We start from the raw sequence: 17,500 nt of genomic DNA, 5'->3' as shown, positions 1-17,500 counted from the left end.
GGAATATTTCATGGCCAAAAAAGCTGAAAACAAGATTCAGGCTGCCGAAACCGAAGCCGAAGAATGGGTTCGCGTTGACAGCGAAGGCAATCCTCTTGCCGATCAGGCTCCTACTGCCGAAGAGCTGGAAGCCAAACTGGCTGCCGCCAACCGTGGGCATACAGAAACCCTTGGCGATGCCTGGGCTGTGCTGACGGGGCAAAACCCCGCCACCATCATGGGCCAGATTGCCACCACCGTCATGCACGATGGCGGCACCCGCCCCTCCTGGCAGTGGAAGCGCGACGGCAAGGATCACATCCTGCTGGCATGGCCGCAGGATCAGCCCGTCAGGGCTGCCGTGCTTGTGGCTGGCGAGGAAGGGGAAAAGCTTGCCCCTGTTACCGCAACACCCCTGCTTGAAGGGCTGCCCAACGACCTCACGGTTGACAACGTGCACCCCTGGCAGACCGGCGTTGAGGCCAACGTGGCCGTGACCATGCTTGAAGGCAAAAACCCCATGTGGTTTTACGACCCGCTGTATGGACGCGACAAGGACGACCTCACCCCCGGCGTCATGCACACATTTTTGCTGGCTGGCCTTGCCCTTGGCCTGCGCAAGGCCCTGCTTGACGAAATCACCATCACACAGGGCGTGCGCTACGAGGCCTATGCCGAGGCATGGCTTGCCGAAAATCCCGGCAAAACACGTCTGGACGTGCCGCCTCTCAAAGTGAGCGTCAGCAACCGTCACCTCATCATGCCTGGTCGCAACTTCTGCGAATACCAGATGCGCGCCACCATTGAAGAAGTGAAAGACTGCCAGCTTGAAAAAATGCCCGTAAAGCTGCTCTACTTCAGCTTTCCCTTTGAAGACAGGCAGCCCATGCGTCTGGCTGTTTACGCCTCCAAGATGGTTCTGGGCGACTATGAACCTGAAGCGGGACACGAGGTCGATGCCTACGTATGGCTGCAAGGCCGTATCATTGACATTGACCAGGGACCGCAGCAATAATCTTCTGAAGGGCCGCGCCACGGCGCGGCCCTTCACCCCTCTGTGGCGGAGCCGCCCTGCCGCCAGCTATGAAGCGGCCCGTTTCAGAACAACCAGCCCCACATGGGCTACAACGACCTGGGATTGCATCATCCGCAAACCGCCAACAGGTCAGACCCGCATCTTCCCCCCCCTCAGTCTGCATCAGCGAGCACATGTGCCGCGATGCCTGATGTGCCGTTCCGTATTGCAGCAACTTACGTGAGATTGCTCAGGTTACTGCGTGAGCAGATGCCCGCCACCAAGGCGTAACGCAGCTATGGATAATGTTCGGCAACTTCGGAAAACAGCGCCGTACTCACGCCGCATTGAGCAGGGAACATATGCAAGAAGCCCATTTCGCCGCGCCCTTCATGGGCACAGGGCAGTGCCTCGACACCCTTAACCGGGTGTTGGCCGCCCTATCGCCGGGCCATTCCTTTCACGATTCACTGCGGGAGCTGCTGGCGGCTCTTGCAGAAGACATGCACTTCGACAGACCCCACATCGTGGTTCAGGATCCCGAAAGCGGCGAGCTCAAGCTCTCGCTTTCCTACGGCCCTGCGGACGCGCCCGAGGCCGCCTATGAACCGGGTTCAGGCATCACTGGCCAGGTTTTTGCCGAAGGGCGGCCCATAATTGTTTCATGTATGCAGGGGCGGCCCGACTTTCAGAACCGCCTTTTTGGCCGCAGCCAGGAAGAAATGGCGCGGCTGGCATTCATAAGCGTGCCGGTGCGCGTTGAAAATGCCGACCAGACGGAAGTTATCGGCACCCTGAGCGCCGATACCCCCACCGCCCCGGAGTCAGAACTGGATCTGCGCTGCCGCTTTCTCGAAACCGTAGCTACGCTTGTGGGTCGCCAGGTGGCCCGTTTGCAGGAAGAAATGGCGCGCCAGCATTTCTGCATGCTGCCCGATGAACCTCTTGTCAGCGGCACGCCAGCCTCGGTCATTGCCACCTCCAAGAGCCTGCGGCACGTGCTGCGCCGCCTCACGCAGGCCGGAGCCAGCCGCGCAACAGTGCTGTTGCGCGGAGAGTCGGGCGTGGGCAAAGAACTGATGGCCCAGGCCCTGCACACAGCAAGCCCTCGGCGCACGCAGCCGCTGGTCATGCTCAACTGCGCCGCTCTGCCCTCGGAACTCATTGAAGGCGAGCTTTTTGGCTGGCGCAAGGGCGCTTTCACTGGCGCGGTGCAAAACCGTGCCGGCCTTTTCCGCCAAGCGGACAAGGGCACCCTGTTTCTGGACGAAATCGGCGACCTTTCCACCACCGCCCAGGCAAAGGTGCTGCGCGCGCTTCAGGAAGGCGAAATCCAGCCTCTGGGCGATGAACGCCGCTACAAGGTGGACGTGCGCCTTGTCTGCGCCACCAACCGCCCACTGGAAGAGCTGGTGGAGCAGGGGCTGTTCCGCGAGGATCTGTACTACCGCATCAATGTCTTTCCTGTGTTTATTCCCCCGCTGCGCGAAAGACCGGAGGACATTTTGCCCCTCACGGAGCATTTTCTGCGCATGTTCAGCAAGGAATATGACCGCCCGGTACGGCGCATCTCTACGCCTGCCATTGACCTTTTGCTGCAATACCACTGGCCCGGCAACGTGCGCGAGCTTAAAAACGTCATGGAACGCGCCGTGCTCATCTGCGAGGATGCAGTGCTGCGCGCCCACCATCTGCCCAGCACCCTGCAAAGCGCAGAGAGCAGCAGCACCGGCCCCACGGGCGGCGGCCTTGGCTTTAACGAAACCATCGCCAGGGTGGAGCAGGAATTTATTGTGGATGCCCTCAAAAACGCCCGTGGCAATATCCATCAGGCCGCGCGCGATCTGGGCATCACCTACCGCATCATCTATTACAAAATGAAAAAGTACGGCATAGATCACCGCAGATTCGCGCCATCCACCTCAGCATAAAACCCGACCGATGCAGGGCGTACACACTTCACACCCGGCCCGGCAGATCAAAAGTCTGCCGGGTCGGGTGTGCTTTTTTGCGCGGACGCTTGGAGCTGAGGGCCGGACAGAAAGCACCACTCCGAAGGCGTACAAAAATGTTCTAAAATCTCCTGATTTTACAAAAATGTTTTAATTTTAGCGTGCCAAGAAAAAATTTATCAAGCAATTACTGAATATTGCATAAAATACGACCTTGGAACGTCTCTTGCTTAACTATGTGCTGTAGCAAGCAGCGCGGCAACCATGGGGGTGCGCCGCGTCACGTACAGACATACAGACAGTTCCAAGGAGGCTCCACATGTTCAAGAAAACGTTGACGGCATTGGCCCTCATGCTCGTCACCCTGTGCGGTTCGCTGAACGCAAAAGCTGCGGAAGACACCATCAAGGTGGGCATTCTGCATTCGCTCTCCGGCACCATGGCCATCAGCGAAACAACGCTGAAAGACGTCATGCTCATGCTCATTGACGAGCAGAACAAAAAAGGCGGCCTGCTGGGCAAGAAGCTGGAACCCGTGGTGGTCGACCCTGCCTCCAACTGGCCCCTCTTTGCAGAAAAGGCCCGCGAGCTGCTGAGCAAGGACAAGGTCGCCGCTGTTTTCGGCTGTTGGACCTCGGTTTCGCGCAAGTCCGTATTGCCCGTGTTTGAAGAACTCAACGGCCTCCTCTTCTACCCCGTGCAGTACGAAGGCGAAGAATCCTCGCGCAACGTCATCTACACCGGCGCGGCCCCGAACCAGCAGGCCATTCCCGCTGTGGACTACCTGATGAACGACCTCGGCGTGAAGCGCTGGGTGCTGGCCGGTACGGACTACGTGTTCCCCCGCACCGCCAACAAGATCATCGAAGCCTACCTGATCTCCAAGGGCGTGAAAAAGGAAGATATCCTTATCAACTACACGCCTTTCGGCCATTCCGACTGGCAGTCCATCGTTGCTGAAATCAAAAAGTTCGGCAACGCGGGCAAAAAGACCGCCGTGGTTTCCACCCTCAACGGCGATGCCAACGTGCCTTTCTACAAGGAACTCGCCAACCAGGGCATCACTGCCGCCGACATTCCCGTCATGGCTTTCTCCGTGGGCGAAGAAGAACTTTCCGGCATAGATACCAAGCCTCTGGTGGGCCATCTGGCCGCCTGGAACTACTTCATGAGCGTGGACAATCCCGCCAACAAGGCCTTCATCAAGAAGTGGCACGACTTCACCAAGAATCCCAAGCGCGTGACCAACGACCCCATGGAAGCCCACTACATCGGCTTCAACCTGTGGGTGAAAGCTGTTGAAAAGGCCCAGAGCACCGACGTGAACAAGGTTCTGAAGGCCATTGTGGGTCTTGAAACCCCCAACCTCACCGGCGGCATGGCCAAGGTTCTGCCCAACCACCACATCACCAAGCCCGTGCTCATCGGCGAAATTCAGGCCGACGGCCAGTTCCAGGTGGTCTGGGAAACTCCCTCCGTGGTTCCCGGCGAAGCATGGTCGCACTATCTGCCCGAATCCAAGGATCTGATCGGCGACTGGACCGACCCCATCAACTGCGGCAACTACAATACCAAGACCAAAAAGTGCGGCGGCGCTTCCAAATAGACCGCGCAACCGTATGAACCTGCTGCGGGGGCCACAGCGGCCCCCGCAATCCCCCCCACGGCACGTCGGCCAGGGCCAGCGCCCGCGCAGACCCGGCAGACCAGACTAAAGGATATTCCCATGCGCACGGCGCTCTTGCTCTGCTGCCTCATAATTTTCAGCCTGCCTCCCGCAGTGCTGGCGTCCGGACCGGAACCGGACGGGATTGCCGGGGGCGCGGTTTCGACTCCTTCCGCGTCCCCGGTGCAAACTTCGCCATCCATTATTCCAGCCGATCTGCTCAAGGCTCTGGTGAGCCCCAAGGTAGCAGACAGGGATGCGGCCATTGCCGCGCTGGAAAAGGATGACAGCAGCCTTGCCGCGCCACTGCGCGAAAAACTGCTGGAAGCCCTGCTGCGCAATACCCTGCTGGCCGATGCCGCCGCAGGAGCGCTCTTTGTGAGCGACGATGCAGGTCAGGCGCGGCCCCTAGACGCCAAGGGCGAACTTAGCGCGGCACAGAGTGTCGATGCTCTGCGCAAAGTGGGCACGAGCAACCGCCAGCGCCAGCGCATTACGGATATCCTCAACGCTCAGGCCCTTACTTCAACGGACACGGCCAAGCGCCGTCAGGCCTCGGCGGCCCTTATGGACAGCGCCACCCCGCCCCTCAAGGCGGAGGCCCTGAATAAACTGCTGGCAGGGGAAAAGGACGAAGCCGTGCGCGGCAACCTCAACGCGGCCCTTGCCCTGTACGTGGCGGCTGATCCAGCCGCCGTGCGCTCAGACCAGCTTGCCGCCGTCAAGGCCCTGAACAGCAACGGCAGCCCGGCAGCCCTCAACGCCCTGCGCACGCTTGCCGCTTCAACCGATGCGGCTGTGGCCAAGGCGGCGGACGATGCCCTGTATTCCCAGCGCGTTTCCGCCCAGTGGGCGCAGTTCTTTGAAATGCTCTTTTTCGGCACGAGCCTGGGATCCATTCTTGTACTGGCCGCCATTGGCCTTGCCATCACTTTTGGCGTCATGGGCGTCATCAACATGGCCCACGGCGAGCTGATCATGCTTGGGGCCTATACGGCCTGGGGCATGCAGCAGCTCTTGCCGGGCCAGCCCGGCCTTGCTCTCATTCTGGCTGTGCCCGCCGCCTTTCTGGTGAGCGGCGGCACAGGCGTACTGCTTGAAAAAACCGTTATCCGCTTTCTCTACGGCCGCCCGCTGGAAACCCTGCTGGCGACATTCGGCATCAGCCTTGTGCTGCAACAGGCCGTGCGCACCGTGTTTTCGCCCCTCAACCGCGCCGTGCAGAACCCGGAATTCATGAGCGGCGTGTGGCAGATCACCCAGCATTTCAGCCTGACCTGCAACCGCGTGTACATCATTCTGTTCTGCCTCGGCGTGTTCGCCCTCATCCATGTGGCCATGCACCGCACCCGGCTTGGGCTTGAAGTCCGCGCCGTATCGCAAAACAGGGCCATTGCCCGCTGCATGGGCATACGCGCCTCGCGCGTGGACGCGCTGACATTCGGCCTTGGTTCCGGCGTGGCTGGCATGGCTGGCGTGGCCTTGAGCCAGGTTTCCAACGTTGGCCCCAATCTGGGCCAGACCTACATTGTGGATTCCTTCATGGTGGTGGTGTTTGGCGGCGTGGGCAACCTCTGGGGCACGCTCACGGGCGGTCTGGCCCTGGGCATTGCCAACAAGTTTCTGGAGCCTGCCAGCGGGGCCATGCTTTCCAAGATCATCATTCTGGTCTGCCTTATCCTGTTCATCCAGAAGCGCCCGCGCGGCTTGTTCCCGCAAAAGGGCCGCGCGGTGGAGGCATAAATGGCGACCGACATCTTTGAACGCGAAAGGCTGCTCAACGCGCCTACCCGCAACTTTCTGGCTATCACCGCCCTGCTGTCGCTGGCTGTGGTTGCAGGAAGCCTGCTGCCCGCAGGCAGCGCCCTGCACGTGCCGGGCTACATGGTCACCCTGCTGGGCAAATACCTGACATACTCCCTGCTGGCGCTTTCCGTTGATCTGGTCTGGGGTTTCATGGGCGTGCTCAGCCTTGGGCACGGCGCGTTTTTCGCCCTTGGAGGCTACGGCTTCGGCATGTACCTCATGCGGCAGATAGGCGCGCGCGGCGTTTACGGCAATGCCAACCTGCCGGACTTCATGGTTTTTCTGAACTGGAAGGAACTGCCCTGGTTCTGGCAGGGCAGCGAATACTTTGTTGTGGCAGTGCTGCTGGTAGTGCTGCTGCCCGGCCTGCTGGCCTATGTGTTTGGCAGGCTGGCCTTTGGCTCGCGGGTTTCGGGCGTGTATTTTTCCATCATGAGTCAGGCCATGACCTATGCCCTCCTGCTGGCCTTTTTCCGCAACGAAATGGGCTTTGGCGGCAACAACGGCCTCACGGACTTCAAGACCTTGCTGGGTTTTGAATTGCAGACAGACGGCATGCGTACAACCCTGTTTGCGTGCTCCGCCGTGGCGCTCATGGCTGGCTACCTCCTGTGCAGGGCTGTGACGGCATCACGCCTTGGGCGCGTGTGCGTGGCCGTGCGGGATGCGGAAAGCCGCGTGCGCTTTATCGGCTACAGGGTGGAGCGCTATCAGGTAGCGGTGTTCACGCTTTCCGCCATTCTGGCGGGCATCGGCGGCGCGCTGTATGTGCCGCAGGTGGGCATCATCAACCCCGGCGAATTTTCGCCCCTCAACTCCATTGAAATTGTGGTCTGGGTGGCGATGGGCGGCCGTGGGCGGCTCTATGGCGCTGTACTTGGCGCGTTTGCCGTCAATGCCTTCAAAACGTGGTTTACGGCGGTCATGCCCGAGGCATGGCTGTTTGCCCTTGGCGGCATGTTTGTGCTGGTGACCATCTTCCTGCCGCAGGGTCTGGCGGGTTTGCCCGAGCAGTGGCGCAACCGCGCAACACGCGGCGCAAAGCCAGATTCCTCTGCCGATTCCGCCAAAGAAGGAGGCGCAGCATGAAGACCCAGCAGGATATTTTGCACGGGCGCAGCCTCGAGGATGTGGCCGAAGCCGCCCGTGCCTACGAAGAAACCCACGCCCCCTTTGACAAGCGCCCCATGAAGATGCGCGCCCGCCCCCCGCGCCACATGATGTCCAAGCCGGACATCGCGCTGTACATGGAAAAAATCAGCGTGAGTTTTGACGGCTTCAAGGCGCTCAACGATCTGACCTTCTATGTGGACAAGGGCGAACTGCGCTGCGTCATCGGCCCCAACGGCGCGGGCAAGACCACCATGATGGACGTGATCACCGGCAAAACCCGGCCGGACGCTGGTTCCGCATGGTTTGGCCGCACCTGCAATCTGCTGCAAATGGACGAAGTCGCCATCGCTCAGGCGGGCATTGGCCGCAAATTTCAGAAGCCCTCGGTGTTCGAGGCCCTGAGCGTGCTGCAAAATCTGGAACTGGCGCTGGCTGGCGACAAGCGGGTATGGCCCACATTCCGCGCGCGGCTCTCTGCCGACAACAAGGTCTTTATCGAAGAAGTGCTGCACCGCATCCGTCTGACGGAGCTGGCCCGTTTGCAGGCTGGCAAGCTCTCGCACGGGCAGAAGCAGTGGCTTGAAATCGGCATGCTGCTCATGCAGAAGCCGCAGCTCTTGCTGCTGGACGAACCCGTGGCAGGCATGACACCTGAAGAAATGGATCGCACCATTGAGCTGCTGCACGACCTTGAAGGCGAGCAGAGCATCATGGTGGTGGAGCACGACATGGAATTTGTGCGGGCCATTGCCCACAAGGTCACGGTGCTGCATCAGGGCAGCGTGCTGGCCGAGGGCACCATGGACGAAATGCAGAACCATCCCGCCGTGGTGGAGGCCTATCTGGGCGAACCGCTGGGCGCGGCCTAGCGCCAGCACGGCCCCCTATCAGCAGATGGCTGATCCTGGGCTGGATGACCGCTGCACACTGCCAATTTTCGAGCCTCATGCTCCGGAGGAGCGTAATGCTGCATATTACAGGTCTCAATCAGTATTATGGCGAAAGCCACATCCTGCGCGACGTCAACCTTGAGGTAAAGGCCGGTTCCTGCGCCTGCCTCATGGGGCGCAACGGCGTGGGTAAAACCACATTGCTTCAATGTATCATGGGCGTGCTGCCCGCACGCTCCGGCCATATTCTCCTTGAAGGAACGGACTTGCTTCCTCTGCCTGTGGAGCGACGGGCGGCCCTGGGCATCGGTTATGTGCCGCAGGGCCGCCAAATATTCCCCCTGCTGACCGTGCGCGAAAACATGGAGCTTTCTCTGCCCATGCGCAAGGACAAGGCAGGGGCCATTCCTCCGTTCATCTTTGACTTTTTCCCCGTGCTGGGCGAAATGATGCATCGGAGGGGCGGTGATCTTTCCGGCGGGCAGCAGCAACAGCTTGCCATTGCCCGTGCGCTCACGCTGGAGCCGCGCCTGCTCATTCTGGACGAACCAACCGAGGGCATCCAGCCCAACATTGTGCGCGATATCGCCACGACCATTCGCAGACTCAACGAGGAAATGGGCCTTACCGTGCTGCTGGTGGAGCAGAAAGTGCCTTTTGCCCGCCGTATGGCAGATACCTATATGATTATGGATCGCGGGCACATCGTTTCGCAGGGCGGCATGCACGGCCTGGACGATGCCACCGTCAAAGCCTTTTTGAGTGTCTGATTCCCGCTGCGGAATCCAAAAGGAGCTGCATGTCTGCCACCACCGCAAACCCTGCCGACAATCTCCACGGTCACTGCTTTACGCCTGACCGCCGCTGGAGCGCGCGCATGGATCTGGATTTTGCGGTGCGGCAGGGGCGCACCACGCTGACAAAAATGCGGTTCAGCGGGCCTTTGCGCGTGCAGCGGCCCTTCTATCCTGAAGCCGCGCCTGTGAATGCGCCCGGCCCGTCGCATTGGCGGGCGCAAGCATCCCAGCCCTGCCATTGCTGCTTGCTGCACCCGCCGGGCGGCCTTGTGAGCGGCGATGATCTGAGCCTTGCCGTGCGGCTGGAGCAGGGCGCGCACGCGCTGCTCACCGCGCCCTCTGCCTCCAAATTCTACGCTGCGGACGCGCATAACGTGGCGCAACGCCAGACCACGGACCTGAGCGTTGCGGGCGGCATGCTGGAATGGCTGCCGCGTGAAACCATCATCTATGACGGCGCGCGGGCCGAAATGCGCACATCGGTGGAGCTGGACAATGCCAGCGCCTGCATCGGCTGGGAAATGATCTGCCTTGGCCGCCCTGCCGCCAACGAATGCTTTACCCACGGCAGCGTGCGCCAAAGTCTCATCCTTACCCGAGAGGGCCTGCCCCTGCTGCATGAAGTGCTGCGCTTTGAAGGCGGCGACGCCCTGCAAAAATGCGCCTGCGGTCTGGGGGATCAGGCGGTCTCCGCCACCCTCTTTGCCGTGGGGCGCGCAACGGATGCCGGGCAAGACCTTGCCGCGCTGGAGGCATGTTGCACCACGCTGCAAAACATGCTTTCGCCCCACCGCGATTTTGATGATGCGCCGGAGGACACTCCTGATGATGCATCTGGCGGGTCAAGCCCCGTTGCAGGCGATAGTTCCGTCCAGGCCAGGCCCGTTCCCCTGTCTGCCCACATGGGGGAACGGGCCGGAGCCACCGTTCGTGGCGGGGTGCTTGTGGTGCGCTATCTGGGGCCGGACATGGAAGAAGCGCGCAACCTGCTGCTGACAGCCTGGAACCTGCTGCGGCCCGCGCTGACCGGTTGCCCGCCGCACATGCCGCGCATCTGGTACGGAGCTTTTTAAGGGTATTTCTCATAGCCGGACTGCGATAATGTAAATTTCAAGGAACTCTTGCGGCATGCCGCATACACTGGAGGCATCATGGAACTTCTGCCCAGAGAAAAAGACAAGCTGCTGCTTTTCACCGCCGGACTGCTGGCAGAAAGGCGCAAGGCGCGCGGCCTCAAGCTCAATTACCCCGAGGCTGTGGCCTACATCAGCCTGGCCGTGCTTGAAGGCGCGCGCGACGGGCAAAGCGTGGCCGAGCTCATGGGTTCGTGCCGCAACCTGCTCACGCGCGAGGACGTCATGGACGGCGTACCCGAGATGATCCACGAAGTGCAGGTGGAGGCCACCTTTCCTGACGGCACCAAACTTGTGACCGTGCACGATCCCATTCTGTAATCAGGGCAATGTACACGGCAACGCACACGAACACGCAAGGGGGACGCATGATTCCCGGTGAATTTCATATCGCAGAGGGCGAAATAACCCTCAACGCCCTCTCGGAAGGGCAGGAAGTGGTGCTGGAAGTTTCCAATACCGGCGACAGGCCCATTCAGGTCGGCTCGCACTACCATTTTTTTGAAGTAAACCCGGCCCTGACCTTTGCCCGCGAATCCGCGCGCGGCATGCGGCTCGACATACCCGCCGGAACCGCTGTGCGCTTTGAGCCGGGGCAGAAGCGCGAAGTACGCCTTGTGCCTTACGCCGGGGCACGGCGCGTATTTGGCTTTCGCGCCCAGATCATGGGGGCGCTTGATGCCGAAGCCCCCAGGGAGGAAGAAGCATGATCCGCATTCCCAGAAGCCAGTATGCCGAACTCTACGGTCCCACCACGGGCGACCGCATCCGCCTTGCGGACACGGAACTATGGATCGAAATTGAACGCGACCACACCGTCTATGGCGATGAAGTCTGCTTTGGCGGCGGCAAGGTCATTCGCGACGGCATGGGCCAGAGCCAGATCAGCAATGCTGACGGCGCTATGGACACCGTCATCACCAATGCCGTCATCATGGATGCGGCCCTTGGCATCATCAAGGCTGATCTTGGCATACGCGACGGCCGCATCGCAGCCATCGGCAAGGCGGGCAACCCCGATGTGCAGCCCGATGTGGACGTGATCATCGGCCCCGGCACGGAGATCATTGCGGGCGAAGGCTGCCTGCTCACCGCTGGCGGCATGGATTCGCACATCCATTTTATCTGCCCGCAGCAGGTGGAAGAAGCCCTTGCCAGCGGCATCACCACCATGCTCGGCGGCGGCACCGGCCCTGCCACGGGCACCAACGCCACCACCTGTACCCCCGGCCCCTGGCATCTGGAACGCATGCTGGCCGCCACAGACGCCTTGCCCATGAACTTTGGCTTTCTGGGCAAGGGCAACGCCGCCATGCCCGAGGCCCTGCGCGAGCAGCTCGAGGCGGGCGCCTGCGGCCTGAAACTGCACGAAGACTGGGGCACTACCCCGGCTGCCATCGACACCTGCCTTACCGTGGCTGATGAATACGATGTGCAGGTCGCCATCCATACCGATACGCTCAATGAGGCAGGCTTTGTGGAAGACACGCTGGCCGCGTTCCGGGGCCGCACCATCCACACCTACCACACGGAAGGCGCAGGCGGCGGCCACGCGCCCGACATTCTGCGCGCCTGCTCCCTGCCCAACGTGCTGCCCTCGTCCACCAATCCCACCCGGCCCTATACCGTGAACACAGTGGACGAGCATCTGGACATGCTCATGGTTTGCCACCACCTCAATCCCTCCCTGCCAGAGGACGCGGCCTTTGCCGATTCGCGCATCCGCCGCGAAACCATTGCAGCGGAGGATATCTTGCAGGACATGGGCGTAATCTCCATGATTTCCTCAGATTCGCAGGCCATGGGCCGCGTGGGCGAGGTCATCACCCGCGCGTGGCAGACCGCCCACAAGATGAAAGTGCAGCGCGGCCCTCTGCCCGAAGACCGCGGGCATGGCAACGACAACTTCCGTGTGCGTCGGTATCTGGCCAAGTACACCTGCAATCCTGCCGTTACCCACGGCCTTTCCCACGCCATTGGCGCTGTGGCCCCCGGCCTTCTGGCCGACCTCGTGCTGTGGAAGCCCGCCTTCTTTGGGGTCAAACCCTCCTTGGTCATCAAGGGCGGGCAAATAGCCGCCGCGCCCATGGGCGATGCCAACGCCTCCATTCCCACGCCGCAGCCCATGCACTACAGGCCCATGTTTGGCGCACTGGGGCAGGCTGCGGCTGCCGCCAGCCTGAGCTTTGTGTCGCGCGCCTTCATGGAAAACGGCGGCGAGGGGCGGCTGCGGGAGTTGGGCCTGCTGCGCGGGCTTTCTTCCTGCCGGGGCACGCGTACCCTGTGCAAGAGCGACCTCTTGCTCAACAGCGCCACCCCGGCCATTGCAGTGAACCCGCAAACCTATGAAGTCCGCGCTGACGGCGAGATACTCACCTGCGCTCCGGCGGAAGTGCTGCCGTTGGCGCAACGTTATTTTTTGTTTTAGGCAACCATCCAAGGAGCGGCCATGCTGGAATTTACCGAAAACATGGGGCAGCGCACCAATCTGGAGCCTACGGCCACCCTCACCCTGACCTGGGAGCAGCGCGGCAAATGCCGTCAGCGGCTGCGGCTGGACAGCGGCGAAGAAGCGGGCCTGTTTCTCACGCGCGGACAGGTTCTGCGCGAGGGCGATATTCTGCGCGCCGGGGACGTGCTGGCAATTGTGCGCAACGGGGGGGAACCTGTAGTGACGGGCATTGCCCCCAACTGGGAAACCCTGGCCCGCGCCTGCTATCACCTTGGCAACCGCCACGCCGCCTTGCAGATCGGGCACAAGTGGCTGCGTTTCATGCCCGACCATGTGCTTGAAGAACTGGCGGAAAATCTGGGCCTGCGCCTGCGCCGTGAAAATCTGCCCTTTGTGCCCGAGGGCGGAGCCTACGGCGGGCACGGGCACAGTCATGGCTGAACTGGCTGCCGGACTGGCGACTGAGCCGACATCCGCTCTGACGCCTCCCGCAAGGGCGCTGGCTGGCGGAACCTGCCTTGCTCAACATGTTCAACAGTGCGCAGCGCATGCGCAGGCGGAGGATGCTGCAGGGCAAACCGGGCCGTATGCTGGCCGTGGCTGTAGCCGCACGGCATGGAATGGGCCGCAGTTTGGCCTGACAGCTCTGCTCTATCTGGCGGGGCAATCCCTGCCCGTGGGCGGTTTTGCCTGGTCGCAGGGCCTTGCCACCGCAGTGGAGCGGGGGCAGGCAGGCACTGCGGAAGGCGTGCGGCGCTGGCTTTGGGGCGTGCTGCGCCTCGGCCTTGCCCGCAACGACCTGCCGCTGCTGCTGCGCATGCACGCGGCGGCATCCGGTGCAGATGCCGTTGCGTTGGCCCGCTGGAATGCTCTTATGCTTGCCGGACGCGAAAGCCGCGAACTGTGGCAGGAAGAAATCCAGATGGGGCGCGCCCTGCGACGTATTTTGCACGATCAGGACATGCTGCCGCCCTGGCAGCTGCCGGACACTGCGGGGTACACGGCCTGTTTTGCGGTAGCCGCCGTTATGCTCGACCAGCACGCCCGCAGCATGGAACCTTTTAGCGATCCTGCCGCGCAGCAACGCGCCGGGGTGGACGCGGCTTGCGCCTATGTGTGGAGCTGGCTGCAAAATCAGGTGGCCGTGGCCTGCAAAACCGTGCCTCTGGGCCAGACCGCCGCGCAAAAACTGTTGCTGGAGTTCATGCCCGCCGTGCCGCAACTGGTGGCTCAGGCAGCGACCCTGCCCGATGAGGACATTGGCTCCAGCCTCCCCGGCCTTGCCCTGTGCAGCGCCGGACACGAACGACAATACACCCGACTTTTCAGGAGTTGAACGACATGACCAATAGACCCTGCCTGCGAGTGGGCGTTGGCGGCCCTGTGGGTTCCGGCAAAACGGCCCTCTTGCGCCACCTGTGCATGCGCCTTCGCAAGCATTACAACATGGCTGTTGTCACCAACGACATTTACACCCGCGAGGATGCGGAATTTCTGCTGCGCCACAACGCCCTTGAGGCCGACCGCATCATCGGCGTTGAAACGGGCGGCTGCCCGCACACTGCCATCCGCGAAGACGCTTCCATGAACATTCAGGCCATTGAAGAGCTTCAGGCGCGCCATCCCGGCCTTGAACTGGTGCTGGTGGAAAGCGGCGGGGACAACCTCTCCGCCACGTTCAGCCCGGAGCTGGCCGACCTCACCCTCTATGTCATTGACGTGAGCGGCGGGGACAAAATCCCGCGCAAGGGCGGCCCCGGCATCACCAAATCCGACCTGCTCATCATCAACAAGGTTGACCTCGCGCCCATGGTGCATGCCTCCCTGGACGTGATGGAGCGCGACACCCGCCGCATGCGCGGCGAACGCCCCTATGTGCTCACAGAGATGCTTTCCGGCGCCGGCATTGAAGCCGTGATTGCCTTTATCATCCGCGAGGGCATGCTGCGGCTGCCCGACCAGTCAGTATAAGTACCTTGCCTGCCGCGTGGATGCCCGCCACGCAGACGCAAAAAACGCCCGCAAATTGCGGGCGTTTTTAGTAGCTCTACTAAGGAGAGACGATTAATCAGTAGCCTGCGCCTTGAGCGCATCGGCCTGCGCCACCGTGCTCAGGGCTTCAATCAGAGGATCAATTTCGCCTTCCATGATGCGGTCCAGAGAATACAGGGTCAGGTTGATGCGGTGATCCGTACAACGCCCCTGCGGGAAATTGTAGGTGCGGATACGCTCGGAACGGTCGCCGGAACCCACCTGTGCCTTGCGGTCGGCGGAAATTTCCGAATTATAGCGTTCACGCTCGGCGGCCAGAATGCGCGAGGCAAGCACCTTCATGGCGCGGGCCTTGTTTTTGTGCTGCGAGCGTTCGTCCTGACAGGTCACAACGGTATTGGTGGGCAAGTGCGTAATGCGCACAGCCGATTCCGTCTTGTTGACGTGCTGGCCGCCTGCGCCGGAAGCCCGGTAAATATCGATACGCAGATCTTCGGGGCGGATTTCCACGTCCACTTCTTCCGCTTCGGGCATAACAGCCACGGTGGCGGCAGAGGTATGGATACGGCCCTGAGCCTCAGTGGCGGGCACGCGCTGCACGCGGTGGGTACCTGCCTCGAACTTGAGGCGGCTGTACACCTTGCTGCCGCTGATAAGGCAGATAACTTCCTTGAGACCGCCCGATTCAGAGGGCGATTCGCTCATGAGTTCCACCTTCCAGCCTTTTACTTCGGCATAGCGCGAATACATGCGGAACAGGTCGGCGGCAAACAGGGCCGCTTCTTCGCCGCCCGTACCGGCGCGGATTTCAAGAATGGTGTTCTTTTCGTCCAGCGGATCCTTGGGCAGCAGCATGAGCTTGAGCTCCTGCTCCACCTCGGGCAGTTCCGTTTCTATGCGGCGCAGGTCTTCCTGGGCAAGCTCGCGCATTTCCGGGTCTTCATCGCGCAGCAGCTGCTTGTTTTCGGCCTGTTCCTGCAACAACGCCTTATGGCGGCGGTACATTTCCACAATGTCGCGCAGATCGGCATGGGCCTTGGTGAGCTTGCGGTAGTGTTCCTGATCGTTGAACACATCCGGCTCAGCCAGGGAATGCTCCAGCTCCATGAATTTCTTTTCCAGACCTTCCAATTTGGCGAACATAGGTGTCTCCAACACGCTGTGGGCGGAAAAAACGAAAATCGGGCGCGCAGCCATGCCGCAAGCAGCATGCCAGGCAACAAGCCCATGTACAGCATCTGCCGCAAAAGCGGCAGAAAAAGACGGCAATAAGCGCTATTCCGAGGTGTAGCCCACGGTGTGCACCCTCGCGCCGTCTTCAGGGCCAAGGGCTTCACGCAGGGCCACCACGGCCACCTCAAGCTGGCTTTCGTCGGGCTCATAGGTGGTGAGCCGCTGGAGGGCCAGCCCCGGCGCGCGCAGCACCGTTGCCAACAGCCCTTCGGGCAGCTTGGCAGCGTAACGTATAAGCTCATAGGCAAGCGCGCTGATGGGCACCATCAGCAGCAGCTTGACGCCAATGGTGAGAACGTGCTTGGCAACCTCGCCCTGCGGCGTGTAAATGCTCAGCATCAGGGGAACCAGCACCGCATGCAGCAATATGGAAATGCTGATGACAAACAGCAAAAACGTGGTTCCGCAACGCGGATGCAGGCGGCTTTTGCCCATGGCGGCGGCTGCGTCCACATCCCCCCCCGCCTCATAGGCGTGGATGGTTTTGTGTTCTGCCCCGTGATACTGAAAAACACGGCGAATATCAGGCACATACGAAATTGCCTTGATATACCCCATGAAGATGCAGCACTTGAAAAAGCCGTCCCAAAGGTGGAACGAAAGTCCTTCCACATCGCCGCCAAGACGCGCCCAGAGCATCACCAGCGAGAGCAGATGCGGCACAACTACAAAAAGGCCCACTGCCATCAGCAGGGCCAGAATCAGCGTAAGCACCAGATGCCAGCCGGAGATTTCCTCCTGCTCGCTCTGGGCCACAGCTTCAACCGAGCGGTTGAGCGCCTTGATGCCGTTGACCAGGGTTTCCAGCAACACAGGAAAGCCCCGCACAAAGGGCTTTTTGAGCCAGGGGCTGCGGGTGAGCGAAAACCATGGACAGCGCATGGCACGAATGACGCCATCGGTCTGGCGAACAGCCAGTCCGTAGACGTCACCGTGACGCATCATCACGCCTTCCATGACGGCCTGCCCGCCTACCGGAGCGCATTCCGCATTCAAAAGAGCGAGGGCAAGCTGCAACACACCGCTCGCGCGCTTTGCGCGCGGGGCGATTTGCTGCGAGCCTGCCCGCCGCGAACTTTCGGGCGTCATGCCAGTGCTGGAGTCCCGGTAAAGGCCCGACTCAAGCTTACTGCTGATCAAACTTGGCGTACTTCTTGCGGAAGCGGTCAATACGACCAGCGGTATCAAGAAAACGCTGCTTGCCGGTGAAGAAGGGATGGCAAGCGGAGCAAACTTCCACGTTAACCTGTTCGCCCTTGGTGGAGAGCACGTGCTCTTCGTTGCCGCAGGCGCAGGTGATGGTGGCGTTGAACACTTTGGGATGGATATCATTTTTCATGGCAGCTACCTCGTGAACGCGGCATAATCCAGCTTTTACAGCAATTCGGACGCCCGCGCGTTTTACCCTTGGCGCGGCGCAGTACCGCACAAGGGCAAGCTATATAGCCCTCTTTTGCGGCTTTGGCAAGTGC

At 61.1% G+C, this 17,500-nt stretch carries 17 protein-coding genes; 14 read left to right on the top strand and 3 right to left on the bottom strand.

The window, feature by feature from the left end; genetic code table 11:
• Positions 1-10 precede the first annotated feature (10 nt).
• The 14 genes from VEZ52_RS13775 to ureG all read left to right on the top strand — a co-directional run bounded on the left by VEZ52_RS13775 (position 11) and on the right by ureG (position 14,774).
• Positions 11-994 (top strand): hypothetical protein, encoded by a 984-nt coding sequence (locus tag VEZ52_RS13775; protein WP_324837322.1) that lies wholly within the window; start codon positions 11-13, stop codon positions 992-994.
• A 362-nt stretch (positions 995-1,356) separates the two neighbouring features.
• Entirely contained in the window at positions 1,357-2,925 is a 1,569-nt protein-coding gene (locus VEZ52_RS13770) for a sigma-54-dependent Fis family transcriptional regulator (RefSeq protein ID WP_324837321.1), read from the top strand.
• A 373-nt stretch (positions 2,926-3,298) separates the two neighbouring features.
• Positions 3,299-4,552, top strand: coding sequence for an urea ABC transporter substrate-binding protein (urtA, locus tag VEZ52_RS13765; protein WP_346770001.1), 1,254 nt, complete (start codon positions 3,299-3,301; stop codon positions 4,550-4,552).
• A gap of 120 nt (positions 4,553-4,672) precedes the next feature.
• Positions 4,673-6,355 (top strand): urea ABC transporter permease subunit UrtB, encoded by a 1,683-nt coding sequence (gene urtB, locus VEZ52_RS13760; RefSeq protein WP_324837319.1) that lies wholly within the window; start codon positions 4,673-4,675, stop codon positions 6,353-6,355.
• Complete coding sequence (gene urtC, locus VEZ52_RS13755) at positions 6,356-7,507, top strand: urea ABC transporter permease subunit UrtC (protein ID WP_324837318.1); 1,152 nt, start codon at positions 6,356-6,358, stop codon at positions 7,505-7,507.
• Complete coding sequence (gene urtD, locus VEZ52_RS13750; RefSeq protein WP_324837317.1) at positions 7,504-8,400, top strand: urea ABC transporter ATP-binding protein UrtD; 897 nt, start codon at positions 7,504-7,506, stop codon at positions 8,398-8,400. The genes urtC and urtD overlap by 4 nt, the downstream gene beginning before the upstream one ends.
• A 95-nt stretch (positions 8,401-8,495) precedes the next feature.
• Complete coding sequence (gene urtE, locus VEZ52_RS13745; protein WP_298998334.1) at positions 8,496-9,191, top strand: urea ABC transporter ATP-binding subunit UrtE; 696 nt, start codon at positions 8,496-8,498, stop codon at positions 9,189-9,191.
• Between the two features lie 29 nt (positions 9,192-9,220).
• Positions 9,221-10,291, top strand: coding sequence for an urease accessory protein UreD (locus VEZ52_RS13740; RefSeq protein ID WP_324837316.1), 1,071 nt, complete (start codon positions 9,221-9,223; stop codon positions 10,289-10,291).
• Between the two features lie 78 nt (positions 10,292-10,369).
• On the top strand, positions 10,370-10,672 hold the full coding sequence (gene ureA, locus VEZ52_RS13735; protein WP_022659922.1) for an urease subunit gamma: 303 nt from the start codon (positions 10,370-10,372) through the stop codon (positions 10,670-10,672).
• Positions 10,673-10,719: 47 nt separating this feature from the next.
• The gene (locus VEZ52_RS13730; RefSeq protein ID WP_324837315.1) at positions 10,720-11,061 is read left to right on the top strand and encodes an urease subunit beta; all 342 of its coding nucleotides are present in this window, start codon (positions 10,720-10,722) and stop codon (positions 11,059-11,061) included.
• On the top strand, positions 11,058-12,779 hold the full coding sequence (gene ureC / locus VEZ52_RS13725; RefSeq protein ID WP_324837314.1) for an urease subunit alpha: 1,722 nt from the start codon (positions 11,058-11,060) through the stop codon (positions 12,777-12,779). The genes VEZ52_RS13730 and ureC overlap by 4 nt, the downstream gene beginning before the upstream one ends.
• Before the next feature lie 21 nt (positions 12,780-12,800).
• Complete coding sequence (gene ureE / locus VEZ52_RS13720) at positions 12,801-13,244, top strand: urease accessory protein UreE (protein WP_324837313.1); 444 nt, start codon at positions 12,801-12,803, stop codon at positions 13,242-13,244.
• Positions 13,237-14,139: an urease accessory protein UreF gene (locus VEZ52_RS13715; protein ID WP_324837312.1), complete on the top strand. Its 903-nt coding sequence runs from the start codon at positions 13,237-13,239 to the stop codon at positions 14,137-14,139. The genes ureE and VEZ52_RS13715 overlap by 8 nt, the downstream gene beginning before the upstream one ends.
• Before the next feature lie 5 nt (positions 14,140-14,144).
• Complete coding sequence (gene ureG, locus VEZ52_RS13710) at positions 14,145-14,774, top strand: urease accessory protein UreG (protein ID WP_324837311.1); 630 nt, start codon at positions 14,145-14,147, stop codon at positions 14,772-14,774.
• A gap of 93 nt (positions 14,775-14,867) precedes the next feature.
• Here the strand turns inward: ureG and prfA are convergent, their stop codons facing one another.
• The 3 genes from prfA to rpmE form a co-directional block, all read right to left on the bottom strand.
• Positions 14,868-15,938 carry a peptide chain release factor 1 gene (gene prfA / locus VEZ52_RS13705; protein ID WP_324837310.1) on the bottom strand — a complete coding sequence of 357 codons (1,071 nt, stop codon included), beginning with the start codon at positions 15,936-15,938 and terminating at the stop codon, positions 14,868-14,870.
• A 132-nt stretch (positions 15,939-16,070) separates the two neighbouring features.
• The gene (locus VEZ52_RS13700) at positions 16,071-16,985 is read right to left on the bottom strand and encodes a DUF1385 domain-containing protein (protein WP_324837328.1); all 915 of its coding nucleotides are present in this window, start codon (positions 16,983-16,985) and stop codon (positions 16,071-16,073) included.
• A 169-nt stretch (positions 16,986-17,154) separates the two neighbouring features.
• Complete coding sequence (rpmE, locus tag VEZ52_RS13695; protein ID WP_192113503.1) at positions 17,155-17,367, bottom strand: 50S ribosomal protein L31; 213 nt, start codon at positions 17,365-17,367, stop codon at positions 17,155-17,157.
• Positions 17,368-17,500 lie beyond the last annotated feature (133 nt).

Source organism: Desulfovibrio sp. (assembly GCF_035644575.1).
Lineage (GTDB): Bacteria > Desulfobacterota > Desulfovibrionia > Desulfovibrionales > Desulfovibrionaceae > Desulfovibrio.
This window is presented reverse-complemented; position numbering and strand designations above follow the sequence as displayed.

Coding starts and splice junctions, on each gene's coding strand:
- VEZ52_RS13775 (WP_324837322.1), top strand. CDS start 11: ATGGCCAAAAAAGCTGAAAACAAGATTCAGGCTGCCGAAACCGAAGCC.
- VEZ52_RS13770 (WP_324837321.1), top strand. CDS start 1,357: ATGCAAGAAGCCCATTTCGCCGCGCCCTTCATGGGCACAGGGCAGTGC.
- urtA (WP_346770001.1), top strand. CDS start 3,299: ATGCTCGTCACCCTGTGCGGTTCGCTGAACGCAAAAGCTGCGGAAGAC.
- urtB (WP_324837319.1), top strand. CDS start 4,673: ATGCGCACGGCGCTCTTGCTCTGCTGCCTCATAATTTTCAGCCTGCCT.
- urtC (WP_324837318.1), top strand. CDS start 6,356: ATGGCGACCGACATCTTTGAACGCGAAAGGCTGCTCAACGCGCCTACC.
- urtD (WP_324837317.1), top strand. CDS start 7,504: ATGAAGACCCAGCAGGATATTTTGCACGGGCGCAGCCTCGAGGATGTG.
- urtE (WP_298998334.1), top strand. CDS start 8,496: ATGCTGCATATTACAGGTCTCAATCAGTATTATGGCGAAAGCCACATC.
- VEZ52_RS13740 (WP_324837316.1), top strand. CDS start 9,221: ATGTCTGCCACCACCGCAAACCCTGCCGACAATCTCCACGGTCACTGC.
- ureA (WP_022659922.1), top strand. CDS start 10,370: ATGGAACTTCTGCCCAGAGAAAAAGACAAGCTGCTGCTTTTCACCGCC.
- VEZ52_RS13730 (WP_324837315.1), top strand. CDS start 10,720: ATGATTCCCGGTGAATTTCATATCGCAGAGGGCGAAATAACCCTCAAC.
- ureC (WP_324837314.1), top strand. CDS start 11,058: ATGATCCGCATTCCCAGAAGCCAGTATGCCGAACTCTACGGTCCCACC.
- ureE (WP_324837313.1), top strand. CDS start 12,801: ATGCTGGAATTTACCGAAAACATGGGGCAGCGCACCAATCTGGAGCCT.
- VEZ52_RS13715 (WP_324837312.1), top strand. CDS start 13,237: ATGGCTGAACTGGCTGCCGGACTGGCGACTGAGCCGACATCCGCTCTG.
- ureG (WP_324837311.1), top strand. CDS start 14,145: ATGACCAATAGACCCTGCCTGCGAGTGGGCGTTGGCGGCCCTGTGGGT.
- prfA (WP_324837310.1), bottom strand. CDS start 15,938: ATGTTCGCCAAATTGGAAGGTCTGGAAAAGAAATTCATGGAGCTGGAG.
- VEZ52_RS13700 (WP_324837328.1), bottom strand. CDS start 16,985: ATGGAAGGCGTGATGATGCGTCACGGTGACGTCTACGGACTGGCTGTT.
- rpmE (WP_192113503.1), bottom strand. CDS start 17,367: ATGAAAAATGATATCCATCCCAAAGTGTTCAACGCCACCATCACCTGC.